Below are 11,806 nucleotides of genomic sequence, written 5' to 3'. Positions count from 1 at the left end.
TGATCAGCGTAGTGCAGTGGGTGATCGGCAGGTGGGGCGATCGGCGGTGGGGGAGCCGGCTGTGAAGCTCTGGGACTCCTCGTCGAGCCAGCGGCTCGGGGAGCATCCGGCGAGCACCCCGAACTCGCGGGCGAGATGGGCCTGGTCGTAGTAGCCGAAGGACGCCGCGAGCGTGGCGAGGGTGGCAGAGGAGCCTGCCGCGGCCTGGCGCTGCAGCGTACGGCGGGCACGGTCGAACCGCACCACCCGGGCCGCCTCCTTGGGGCCGAGGCCGATCTCCTCCCGGAAGCGCCGTCTCAGGTAGCGCGTGCTCCACCCGACTTCGCGGGCCAGGTCGGACACGCCGAGCCCGCCTCCGGTCTCCAGCAGCCGCCGCCACGCCCACGCGACCTCGGCGGGCAGGGCGGTCTTCGTGCCGCTTCCCGGCCGCCGTCCGCGACCGGGGCCCGCTCCCGGTTCCGGCGCCGAGCCGGACAGCCTGGTGAGCATCGTGTCGAGAACGGCGAAGCGCTCGGGCCACCCGGTCGCCTCCAGGAGGCGCTCGCGCAGCTCGTCCGCGGCGCCGCCGAGGACGTCCGTTCCGTCGAGGTCGGCGCCGGACAGCTCTCCGGCGGGTACGCCGAGCAGCGCTTTCGCGCCCAGCGGCGTGAGGGCGAGCTGGACGCCCGACTGGCGGCCGTCGTGACTGATCAGCGCGGGTGTGGTGTGCAGGCCGCCGACGAGGGTGTCGTACGTGCCGGGCGCGGCCAGCGGGTCGGGATGCGCGTCCACCACGAGCGGGTCGTCGAGCGTGACGATCAGCGTGAGGTACGGCGAGGGCAGCCCCCGGTGCCGGGCCGGGGGAACGCCGGCCTCGCGATAACCGATGTAGTCGGCGACGAATCCGCGCAACGGCGGTGCGGGACGCTTTCTTACGAACTCGGCCGTCGGGCGGCCGATGTCCGGATCAGCCATGGTGTCCATTCTCTCCCGCCAGTTCTACCGATGCGCTGAATTGGGGGAGCGCCGTTTTGAGCGCCCGGGTCGGCGGGGGCGTCCCGCCGACCCGGGGGTCGCCGGCTCAGACGACCGCGCCCGAGCCCTGGCGCGAGGGGGAGGCGCGCTTCTTCGCCGGCTGCGGCGGAGGCGCCGAGCTGCGCCGCTCGAACTCGACGGAGAGCGGAGCCGCCACGAAGGCGGACGAGAGCGTGCCCACCACGACGCCGATCAGCAGCGCGACCGCGAAGTCGGTGAGCGAGTCGCCGCCGAGCAGCGCGAGCGCGGCCAGGATGAACAGCGCGCCGAGGCCCGTGTTCACCGTACGCGGCACCGTCTGCACCACGGCGGTGCTGACGATCCGCGCGAAGGGCGTCTTGGGCGATGCGCCCCACATCTCGCGTACCCGGTCGAAGACCACGACCTTGTCGTTCACGGAGTATCCGATGATCGTGAGCACCGAGGCCAGGAACACGCCGTCGACCTGCTTGCCCATCCAGGCGAACGCGCCGACCACGACCGCCACGTCCACCGCCAGCGCGAGCACCGCCGCTGTGCCGAAGGACCAGCGGAAGCGGAACGCCAGGTACGCGAGCTGCGCGGCGAGGGCCACGCCGAGCGCGATGAGGGCGTTGCGCCGCAGCTCGTCTCCGAGGCTCGGCCCGACCAGTTCGTCACGCAGCTTGGTGATCGGCCCGGCCACGCTCTCCAGCGCCGACTCGATCTTCGCCGCGTCGTCCGCGGTGATCTGGCCGGTTCTGACGGTGAGGCCGCCGTCCGATCGCTGGACGACCGCGCTCGGGAAACCGGCGTCCGAGACGGCCTGCCGCGCGGTGTCGACGTTCGCCGGAGCGGACGTGGAGTAGTCGGCGATGCGGCCGCCGGTGAACTCCACCCCGAACTCGAGCCCGCGTACGAACACCCCGGCGAGCGCGACGGCGGCGACCGTGCCGCCGATGGCGAGCCAGAGCCGGCCGCGCCGCATGAGGTCGGGGTCCTTCTTCGTCAGCCAGGTCCGGAGGCGGCCCACCGAGCCGAGCCCGGACAGAAGGGGACGCGAGCCGACGGCATGCCGCCCGACGGCCCACTGGGCCAGCACCCGCGTGATCAGCATCGCGGACACGAGCGAGGCCAGCACACCGAGGGAGAGCGTCACGCCGAAGCCGCGCACGGGACCGGAGGCGAGGAAGAACAGCAGTCCGGCCGCGAGCAGCGTGGTGATGTTGGAGTCGGCGATGGCGCTCCACGCGTGGTGGAACCCCTTCAGCAGCGCGGGACGCAGCCCCTTGTCCGGGGCCTCGGTGTACTCCTCCCTGGCGCGTTCGAAGACCAGCACGTTGGCGTCGACGGCCATGCCGATGGCGAGCACGAAGCCGGCGAGGCCGGGCAGGGTGAGCGTGGCGCCGACCGCGACCAGGGCGGCGTAGGAGATCAGCGCGTAGCATCCCAGGGCGATCGTGGCCAGGAGCCCGACCAGCCGGTACGCCAGGACGAGGAAGATCGCCGTGAGCGCCACGCCGATGATCGCGGCCTTGGCACTCGCCTCGATGGCGGCGGCGCCGAGGGTCGGGCCGACCGTCCGCTGCTCGACGATCTCCACCGGCACCGGCAGGGCGCCGCCCTTGACGAGCATGGCGAGGTTCTGCGCCTCTTCGGTGGTGAAGGATCCGCTGATCTCGGTCTTCCCGCCGGTGATGCCGACGTTGCACGGCACGCTGTTGATCACCTGGGGCGAGGAGATGACCTCGTCGTCGAGGACGATGGCGATCCGGCGCTTGGGGTCGCCGGCCGGAGCGCAGGCGGCCTGGCCGGTCAGCTTCTCCCAGGGGCGGTTGTCGCGGAAGTCGAGCGAGACGAACCATCCGCTGGCGCGCTCGGGGTCGATCCCGGCCCTGGCGTCGCCGACCGCGGCGCCGGTCAGCCCGGCCGGGCCGAGGAGCAGCTTGTGACCGTCCTCGTCGGGAAGGATCCGCTCGCCTTCCTTGGGCTTGGCCGAGTCGTCCGGATGGTCGAGCACGGGGTGGAAGGCGAGCTGCGCGGTCGTGCCGATGGTCTCGGCGGCCTTGCGCGGGTCGAGCACGCCGGGCAGCTCGACGATGATGCGGCGCTCGCCGGAGCGGGCGAGCGTGGGTTCGGCGACCCCGAGCGCGTCCGTGCGGCGGCGGAGCACCTCCAGGGCCCGGTCGGTCGCCTCGGCGTCGGCCTTGGTCGTGGGCGAGTCCCGGGTTTCGAAGACGAGCTGGGTGCCGCCGCGCAGGTCGAGACCGAGACGCGGCGACATGGTGAGAGCGAGGACGAGCGATGTCGCGATGACGGCGAGCGCCGCCAACGCGCGTACCACGGGGGCACGCGACATGAGAGCCTCCACAGGCGGAGTGGGATGACGCGCCGCGCAGGGCGCGTGCAGGCATACCGGCATCGGGACACGCCGCGCCGGGTACGCGAACGGCCGCGCGGGACCAGGGCGGGGCGGACCGGCGTGACGCTCACCCGCGTCGTGGACGGCGCGGGGAGCCGGAGCGTCGGCGTTCACCGATCGGAGATCGTCGCGCGACGAGGGCGCGCGGGCATACCGGGATCGAGAGCGGGTGGTGGTCGCTCTCAGCCTGTGATGGGTGGCGCGCGCCCGGGAGAGACGCCGGGGGCGGCCAGCGGGTCCGCTCTGCCGTCGGACGACGGCGCGGCGTCGATGCGCGCCGGCGCCGTCGTGGGACGGCGCCGGTCGGCGAGCACGGCAGTCTGACCCGCTCCCGTGATGCCGCGGTTCGCTCCGATGACCGCCTTGTGCGGCCGGCGGGAAAGATCGTGCGGGGGCGGGGTGTGGTCGTTCGGGTCGGGACTCGAGTGGGGAGAGGCCGAGGCGTGGTCGTCCGGCTCGGCGGCGTGGAATGCGGCGGTGCGCGACTTCGCGGGGGAGAGGACGGAGGACGCGGACGTGGCCGCGACGGCGGCCTGGGGGAGCGCGCCGAGCACACCCGCTGCCGGGACGCCGCTGACCAGGAGCGGCAAGATCAGACAGATCAGCCATCTCGCGGGCCCGGCGAGGAGCGGTGGTCGCTGGCGCACGGCTCCCCTCCTCCCCCAGGTAGATGTTCCGGTCAGACTAATCAGGGCCACGAGTGGCAGAGAGCCGCAACGCCGCCGCGGAGGCCGCTGTGGCTGTTCCGTTCTCGTCCCTTGTCCATCAGTTTTATCTGCGGTTTTATCTGCGGCTTTATCTGTGGCCGGTGAGAGGTCAGCCGGTCATTGCTCCGGGGGAGCGGATTCGAGGAGGCGGTAGGACGGGGGCGTGCCGTGCCGTACGAACACGGGGTCGGCGGTGTGCCACCCCTCGTCGCGCAGCGGCCGCTTGACCACCTTGCTGGTGGCGGTGCGCGGCAGTTCGCCGGTGATCCGGACGTACCGGGGCGCCCACTTGGTGCCGAGGTCCGGCTGGCGGGCGAGGAACCCGGCGAAGCTCTCCGGGTCGAAGGCGTGGCCGTCGGCGAGCACGACCGCGGCCATCACCTGGTCGCCCACCACGGGGTCGGGCACGGCGTAGACGGCGACGTCGGCGAACGCCTCGAATCGGGCGAGCAGCCGCTCGACCGGGGCGGCGGCGAAGTTCTCCCCGTCCACGCGGAGCCAGTCGCCGTTCCGCCCGGCGAAGTACCAGAAGCCCGCGGCGTCGCGGTAGGCGAGGTCGCCCGACCACACCCAGCCGTTCCGCACCCGGGCCACGGTGGCCTCGGGGTTCTTGTAGTAGCCCTCGAAGGCGGCGACCCCGACCGTGTTGACGATCTCTCCGATCGCTTCGTCGGCGTTGAGGAGGACGCCCGCCTCGTCGAACTCCGCGCGCGGGCACTCCCGCAGCGTCTCCGGATCGACGACGACGGTGCCCGCCTCGGCCACCCCCAGGGAGCCGGGCGGGGTCCCCGGTACGCGGTTCAGCCGCACCTCGCCCTCGCTGGAGCCGTACGAGTCGATGACGGCGCAGCCGAACCGCCGGGCGAACTCCTCGATGTCGCGGTCGGCCGCCTCGTTCCCGAAGGCGATGCGCAGCGGGTTGTCGGCGTCGTCGGGCTTCTCGGGCACCGCGAGGATGTAGTTGAGCGGCTTGCCGACGTAGTTGAAGAATGTCACGCCGTACTTGCGCACGTCGGGCAGGAACGCGGACGCGGAGAACCTGCGCCGCAGCACGACGCACCCGCCCGAGGCGACGGCCGGCGCGACGCCCGCCATGATGGCGTTCGAGTGGAACATCGGCATCACGACGTAGAACACGTCGTCGGGGCGGAGCCCCCGCCGCTGCCGCTGCTGGAGGGCGATCCGCCCGAGCCGGCCCTGGCTGCAGATCACCGCCTTCGGCGCGGACGTGGTCCCCGAGGTGAAGATCAGCGAGAAGTACGCCCCGGGGGCGATCCCGTCCCCGCCGGGGGCCAGGGGAGCGGTCCCGGCCAGCGCCTCGGCGTATTCGCCCGAGTCGACGGTCAGGATCCGGTCGCGGCAGTTCAGCGCGAGGCCGTCGAGTAGGCCGTGCCGCCCGGTCTCGGTGACCAGGAGCCCGCAGTCGGTGAAGTCGATGTCACGGGCCAGTTCGGCGCCGCGGCGGGTCGGGTTGACCCCGACCACGGTCGCCCCGGCCAGGGCGGCGCCGAGCAGCCAGAACAGGTGCTCGGGGGTGTTCTCCAGGAACAGGCCGATGTGCCAGGGGCCGGGCCGTCGCAGGTCGCGGGCGATCCCGGCGCGCCGCCGGGCCTCGGCGACGACCTCCCGCCAGCTCCAGCTCCGGTCCTCGAACCTCAGCCCCGGCCGGTCGTCGTCCGCCCGCGCCGCGACCAGCTCGGCGAACGTGATCGGGCGGCCGGGACGGTCGTCGGCGAGGAGGGGCTGGCTGGTGTCCTCGGGCACTGGCGTCTCCTTGGCGGGTTATCGCGATTTATCCGCAGCCATGTGGATCGGGGGGATCGGGGGGGGATCATGCTGGGGCGGCGTCCCGTGCCGTGCTGTGGCGGGCCGGCCGGTTCGGTGGTCGTCAAGTCGATTACCAGCCCGTATGTGATCTTGTGGGCCTGATGTCCCGCTCAGTGGGACCTCCCTCCACGACGACGCCGCCGGGACCCGGACCGCGCGTTGTCGGTCCCCGGACGCACCCGCCGTTCCGATTCCGGGCGTAACCGCGACTCCGGCCTGACCCGAAAGTCGCACCAGCGGATGGATCCCAGGGCCGAGGTGATCGCGTCCGGGCGCCGGAAGCATCGTGGTCATGTCAAAGACGATCATCCGTGGCGCGCTCGCCGCCGGCGTCGCGTCGGTCGCGCTCGCGATGTCCACGACGGCGGCCGGCGCCGCCGAGCCGGTTCCCTCCGCGCCCTCCGCGGCCCCGGCCTCCACCCCCGCACCGAGCCCGTCCACGACCCGGCGCGCCGCCCAGGCCCCGGTACTGCCCCGGCCGACCGGCCCGCACCGGGTCGGCACGACCACGCTGCACCTGGTGGACGGCTCCCGCCCGGACCCGTGGGTACCGTCGGTGAAGAAGCGCGAGCTCATGGTCTCGCTGTGGTACCCGGCGAAGCCGTCCGGCGGGCGGCGGGCGCCGTACATGACCGCCGAGGAGTCGACGCTGCTGCTGAAGGAGCAGAAGATCACCGGCGTGCCCAGCGACGTGCTGAGCCGGACCCGCACGAACGCGATCGCCGACGCCGCGCCCACCGGCCGCAGGAACGGCCTTCCCCTTGTGGTGCTGTCGCCGGGGTTCACCTGGCCCCGCTCGTCGCTCACGACCCTGGCCGAGGACCTGGCCAGCAGGGGGTACGTCGTCGCCGGGATCGACCACACCTACGAGTCGTTCGGCACGAGCCTTCCGGGCGGGCGTACCGCGACCTGCGTGGCCTGTCCCGGTGCGTCCGGGGACCCTATGGTGTTCGGCGCGAAGGCGGCCAAGGGGCGGCAGGCGGACGTCTCCTTCGTGCTGGACCGGCTGACCGGACGCCATGCCGTCTGGAAGGGGAGCGAGCTGATCGACCGCTCCCGGATCGGCATGGCCGGGCACTCGCTGGGCGGCGCCAGCACGTCCTGGACCATGGTCAACGACTCGCGTGTACGCGCGGGGATCAACATGGACGGCACGTTCTTCGTCCCGATCCCGAAGAAGGGGCTCTCCCGGCCGTTCCTCATGCTGGGCGCGAGCGGCGGTGTCCCCGGAGAGGACCCGACGTGGGACCGCGCCTTCGAGCGCATGACGGGCTGGAAGCGCTGGCTCAGCGTCGAGGGAGCGGGCCACGGGTCCTTCACCGACTATTCCCGTCTCTCGGAGCAGATCGGCGTCGATCTCGGCACCCCGCTGAAGGGCGCCCGCGCTGTGGAGATCACCCGCGAGTACGTCGCCGCCTTCTTCGACCAGCACCTTCGCCGGCGGCCGCAGTCGCTGCTCGACCGTCCGTCCCGGCGCTATCCCGAGGCGAGGTTCTGGCGCTGACGGACGCCGGGGCGGGATGTTGCGCCGGGCCCTCGGTCGGTAGAGCGAAATTTCCCCGATAAACGGGGTAATCCAGAACGCTGGTGTCCGCGGCCCCGCATCTGATCGCGGGACATTCGCGCGGGAATAGTGGTGAAGCCGTGTCGGATGGTGCGGAAGATTCCCGCTGAGGTCTGCCCCGCGTTTTCTTTGGCGGTGCTCATTTGGGTACCTTGGTATTCCCACGATGTGCCACATTTGTCCGGAATGTGGTCTTTCTTCTGGTGTCAGATTGCCGGGTGCCGGGGAGTGTCGTGTTCATGGTCGCCGCGTACGCGTCGCGACGCGATCGGCCCGCCGAGACCGTCCTGATCAGGACGGTCATGGTGGCCGGGCTGATCGCGACGGGCGAGAAAACGGTGTCCACCAATTACGTGATCAATGCGATCGGCCATGCCCACCGCGCGCGGCGCGGGCATGGCCAGAACGCGCGCTGATCGTGAATGCGCCGCGCGCCGCCCGTAATGCCGTAATTGCGGAGGGGTGCGGCACGGTAAAGCGGCTCCGCCTCAACCCCCGGGAGGCTGATCCGATCTTTTCCGGCGATCTCCGCGGCGTTCAGCCCTGCCCTGATTTCAGAAGGATCATCCATGTCCAGAATCCGCCTCGCCGGCGCGAAAGCCACGCCCAGATCCATCTTCCTGTGGACCGCCGTCGCGGCGGTGGGCGCGGTGGCCTGGGGCGTCCTCGCCCTGTCCCGAGGCGAGAAGATCTCGGCCATCTGGCTGGTGGCCGCCGCCCTCGGCTCGTACGCGATCGCGTACCGCTTCTACTCCCGCTTCATCGCCCGCCGGGTGCTCGGCGTGGACGACCGCCGGGCCACCCCCGCCGAGCGGCTCGACAACGGCGTCGACTTCCAGCCGACGGACCGCCGCGTGCTGTTCGGCCACCACTTCGCCGCCATCGCGGGCGCCGGCCCGCTGGTCGGCCCGGTGCTCGCCGCGCAGATGGGCTATCTGCCGGGGACCATCTGGATCATCGTCGGTGTCATCCTGGCCGGCGCGGTCCAGGACATGGTGACCCTGTTCTTCTCGATGCGCCGGGACGGCAAGAGCCTCGGTCAGATGGTCCGGGAGGAGGTGGGCCCGGTCGGCGGCGCCGCCGCGCTGCTCGCGGTCTTCTCCATCATGATCATCCTGCTCGGTGTGCTCGCCCTGGTCGTGGTGAACGCCCTCGCCTCGTCGCCCTGGGGCACGTTCTCCATCGCGATGACCATCCCGATCGCCCTTTTCATGGGGATCTACCTGCGTGTTCTGCGTCCCGGCCGGGTCATGGAGGCCAGCGTGATCGGGGTGGCGCTGCTCCTGCTGGCCATCGCGGGCGGCGGCTGGATCGAGGGCTCGCCGCTGGCCGGCGCGTTCACGCTCAGCCCGCAGACCCTCGTCGTCTGCCTGGTGGTCTACGGGTTCTTCGCGTCGGTGCTCCCGGTCTGGCTGCTGCTCGCCCCCCGCGACTACCTCTCGACGTTCATGAAGGTGGGGACGATCGGGCTGCTCGCCGTCGGCGTGCTCGTCGCGGCCCCGCACCTGCGGAACGAGGCGGTCACGTCCTTCGCGTTCAACGGCGACGGGCCCGTCTTCGCCGGCTCCCTCTTCCCGTTCGTGTTCATCACCATCGCCTGCGGCGCGCTGTCGGGCTTCCACGCGCTCATCGCCTCGGGCACCACGCCGAAGATGATCCAGAAGGAGTCGCAGGTCCGGCTGATCGGGTACGGCGCGATGCTGACGGAGTCGTTCGTCGCCATCATGGCGCTGATCGCCGCGTCCGCCCTCGAACCCGGCCTGTACTACGCGATGAACGCGCCCGCGGGGCTGCTCGGCACCACCGCCGAGAGCGCGGCGGCCGCGGTGGGCAAGCTGGGATTCGTCATCACCCCGGACGACCTGCGGGCGGCCGCGGCGGCGGTCGAGGAGCAGACCGTGATCGGGCGCAGCGGAGGCGCCCCCACGCTCGCCGTCGGGATCTCGGAGATCCTTTCCGGCATCTTCGGCGGGGCGGGGTTCAAGGCGTTCTGGTACCACTTCGCGATCATGTTCGAGGCGCTGTTCATCCTGACCACCGTGGACGCGGGCACCCGCGTCGGCCGGTTCATGCTGCAGGACACGCTCGGCAACATCTGGAAGCCGATCGGGCGGGTGAGCTGGAAGCCCGGTCTGTGGGGCACCAGCGCACTGGTCGTGCTCGCCTGGGGCTACTTCCTTTACTCCGGGGTCAGTGACCCGCTGGGCGGGATCAACCAGCTCTTCCCGCTGTTCGGCATCGCCAACCAGCTCCTCGCCGCCATCGCGCTGACCCTCTGCACCACGCTCCTGATCAAGTCGGGCAAGCTGCGGTGGGCGTGGGTCACCGCCGTCCCGCTCCTGTGGGACGTGGCGGTGACGCTGACCGCGAGCTGGCAGAAGGTCTTCCACGACGACCCCAAGATCGGCTTCTTCGCCCAGCGGGCCCGGTACGCGGACGCACTGGCGGCGGGCAAGGTCCTCCCCCCGGCCAAGAACCTCGACCAGATGCACACGGTCGTCGTGAACTCCACCGTCGACGGCGTGCTCGCCGCGATGTTCGCGCTGCTCGTCCTCCTGGTCATCGGCAACGCCCTGGTCGTCTGCGTGCGGGCCGTACGCGCCCGGGAGCCGCTGCCGACCGCCGAGGCGCCGTACGTCGAGTCGCGCATCGTCGCGCCGTCCGGGCTGTTCTCCACCGCCGCCGAGCGGCGCGCGCCGGCGTACGCGGGCGCGGCCGAGGGTCCGGGGGCCGGCGCCGCCGGGCGCGACGGCGAGGAGGCGCAGACGCCGTGACGCCGCGTTCCCTGCTGAGCTTCGTCCGGTGGTACGTCCGGGAGGTCACCGGGGAGGCGGAGTACGACCGGTACCTCGAACGGCACCGCGCCCACGCGTCCACACCGCCGCTCTCCCGGCGGGAGTACGAACGGCTGCGGATCGACCGGAGGGACGCCGACCCCGGCGCCCGGTGCTGCTGACGCGCGGATCTCGCGCGGGGCGGTTGCCGGACTTCGGTGTAGTTGTGACAGTGCTGTTACATTGGCCCTATGGAGACGATGCCGGAACACGCCGCCCTCGGGACCCTGCTGCGCCACGTGCTGGAGCTGCTCGACGGCGACGTGGCGAAGGTCTACGACGAGCTGGGCCTGCCGGGCTACCGGCCCCGCTTCTCGCCGTACGTCCGGGTGCTGGTGATCGACGGGCCCGCGTCCATCCGTGAGCTGGCCGCGAAGGTCGGCGTGACGCACTCGGCCGCCAGCCAGACCGTGGCGCAGCTGGCCCGCTCCGGCCTGGTCGTGCTCGAACCGGGCGCGGACGCCCGTCAGCGGATCGTCAGCCTCACCCCGCAGGCCCGCGAGATCCTGCCGGTCATCGAGGCGGAGTGGGCCGCGACCGCGGCGGCCGCCCGAGGGCTCGACGCCGAGCTGCCGATGCCCCTCGCCGACTTGCTCGCGGAGGCCGTACAGGCGCTGCGGCGCATGTCGTTCCGGGACCGCATCGCCGAGTCCGGACTGGACCTGCCGCCCGCACCCGGCCACTCTGCTACGGAGTGAGCCGCGCGGGGCGGGCCGGAGAGGACGGACGACAGATGATCACTGTGGACGATGTGCGCCAGGTGGCGCTGGCGCTGCCGCGCACCACCGAGCACCTGATCAGGGACCGGATCAAGTTCCGGGTCGGCCGGATCGTCTACGTCGCCTTCTCCGCCGACGAGACGACGATGGGGTTCGCCTTCCCGAAGGAGGAGCGCGCGGCGCTCGTCGCGGCGGAGCCGGAGAAGTTCCATCTGCCCCGCCCGTCCGACATGCGGTTCAACTGGGTCGAACTCACCACGGCCGCCGTCGGCCGGGCCGAGATGCGGGAGATCGTCGTCGAGGCGTGGCGCATGGTCGTCCCCAAGAGTGTGGCCGCCGCGCATCTCGGCGTCGTCGTCCGGTAGTCGTCCGCGGCCCTCGCGGGCAGGGGTGCGGCCTATGTGTCAGGCGTGCCCGGCCGGGGCCATGGCGGCGGGTCCGGCCGCCGATCCCCCGGCGCCGGCGAGCCGCTGCATCTCGGACGCGACCCCGGCCAGCGTTTCCGGCACGAGCGAATAGCAGATGGTGGTGCCCTCGCGCCGCGTACGCACCAGACCGGCCTCGCGCAGCACCTTGAGATGGGCGGAGATCGTCGGCTGGCTCACCGCGAACTCGTCGGTGAAGTCGCACGCGCAGATGTCGGGCTCGGCCGCGAGCCTGCGCACGATCCCGAGCCGAACCGGATGGGCCAGCGCCCGGAGCACCTCAACGTCCACGGGGGATAGTATATCGCCTGGAATCTATATAGGCTTGTCTCTATA

The 11,806-nt window shown here is 71.8% G+C and carries 11 protein-coding genes; 6 read left to right on the top strand and 5 right to left on the bottom strand.

What is annotated here, in order from left to right; all coding sequences use genetic code 11:
* Window positions 1-3: 3 nt before the first annotated feature.
* The 4 genes from ACQP1V_RS34495 to ACQP1V_RS34480 form a co-directional block, all read right to left on the bottom strand.
* On the bottom strand, window positions 4-954 hold the full coding sequence (locus tag ACQP1V_RS34495; protein WP_433414539.1) for a helix-turn-helix domain-containing protein: 951 nt from the start codon (window positions 952-954) through the stop codon (window positions 4-6).
* Between the two features lie 106 nt (window positions 955-1,060).
* Entirely contained in the window at window positions 1,061-3,331 is a 2,271-nt protein-coding gene (gene secD / locus ACQP1V_RS34490) for a protein translocase subunit SecD (RefSeq protein ID WP_433414537.1), read from the bottom strand.
* A gap of 245 nt (window positions 3,332-3,576) precedes the next feature.
* Complete coding sequence (locus tag ACQP1V_RS34485; protein WP_433414535.1) at window positions 3,577-4,041, bottom strand: hypothetical protein; 465 nt, start codon at window positions 4,039-4,041, stop codon at window positions 3,577-3,579.
* A gap of 177 nt (window positions 4,042-4,218) precedes the next feature.
* A complete protein-coding gene (locus ACQP1V_RS34480) occupies window positions 4,219-5,865 on the bottom strand; it encodes an AMP-binding protein (protein ID WP_433414533.1) in 1,647 nt (548 codons plus the stop codon).
* Window positions 5,866-6,220: 355 nt separating this feature from the next.
* On the opposite strand from ACQP1V_RS34480, the gene ACQP1V_RS34475 reads away from it, so the two are divergent.
* The 6 genes from ACQP1V_RS34475 (at window position 6,221) to ACQP1V_RS34450 (ending at window position 11,410) form a co-directional block, all read left to right on the top strand.
* Entirely contained in the window at window positions 6,221-7,432 is a 1,212-nt protein-coding gene (locus ACQP1V_RS34475) for an alpha/beta hydrolase family protein (RefSeq protein WP_433414531.1), read from the top strand.
* A gap of 293 nt (window positions 7,433-7,725) precedes the next feature.
* Window positions 7,726-7,908: a hypothetical protein gene (locus tag ACQP1V_RS34470; protein WP_433414529.1), complete on the top strand. Its 183-nt coding sequence runs from the start codon at window positions 7,726-7,728 to the stop codon at window positions 7,906-7,908.
* Window positions 7,909-8,061: 153 nt separating this feature from the next.
* Window positions 8,062-10,266: a carbon starvation CstA family protein gene (locus tag ACQP1V_RS34465; protein WP_433414527.1), complete on the top strand. Its 2,205-nt coding sequence runs from the start codon at window positions 8,062-8,064 to the stop codon at window positions 10,264-10,266.
* Window positions 10,263-10,448, top strand: coding sequence for a YbdD/YjiX family protein (locus tag ACQP1V_RS34460; protein ID WP_387413799.1), 186 nt, complete (start codon window positions 10,263-10,265; stop codon window positions 10,446-10,448). The genes ACQP1V_RS34465 and ACQP1V_RS34460 overlap by 4 nt, the downstream gene beginning before the upstream one ends.
* A gap of 69 nt (window positions 10,449-10,517) precedes the next feature.
* Window positions 10,518-11,024 carry a MarR family winged helix-turn-helix transcriptional regulator gene (locus tag ACQP1V_RS34455; protein WP_433414524.1) on the top strand — a complete coding sequence of 169 codons (507 nt, stop codon included), beginning with the start codon at window positions 10,518-10,520 and terminating at the stop codon, window positions 11,022-11,024.
* A gap of 35 nt (window positions 11,025-11,059) precedes the next feature.
* Window positions 11,060-11,410 (top strand): MmcQ/YjbR family DNA-binding protein, encoded by a 351-nt coding sequence (locus ACQP1V_RS34450; RefSeq protein ID WP_433414522.1) that lies wholly within the window; start codon window positions 11,060-11,062, stop codon window positions 11,408-11,410.
* Window positions 11,411-11,449: 39 nt separating this feature from the next.
* On the opposite strand, the gene ACQP1V_RS34445 is transcribed toward ACQP1V_RS34450, so the two are convergent.
* Complete coding sequence (locus ACQP1V_RS34445; protein WP_433217710.1) at window positions 11,450-11,761, bottom strand: ArsR/SmtB family transcription factor; 312 nt, start codon at window positions 11,759-11,761, stop codon at window positions 11,450-11,452.
* Window positions 11,762-11,806 lie beyond the last annotated feature (45 nt).

The organism is Microtetraspora malaysiensis, assembly GCF_050947145.1.
In the GTDB taxonomy this organism is placed as follows: Bacteria; Actinomycetota; Actinomycetes; order Streptosporangiales; family Streptosporangiaceae; genus Microtetraspora_A; species Microtetraspora_A malaysiensis.
This window is presented reverse-complemented; position numbering and strand designations above follow the sequence as displayed.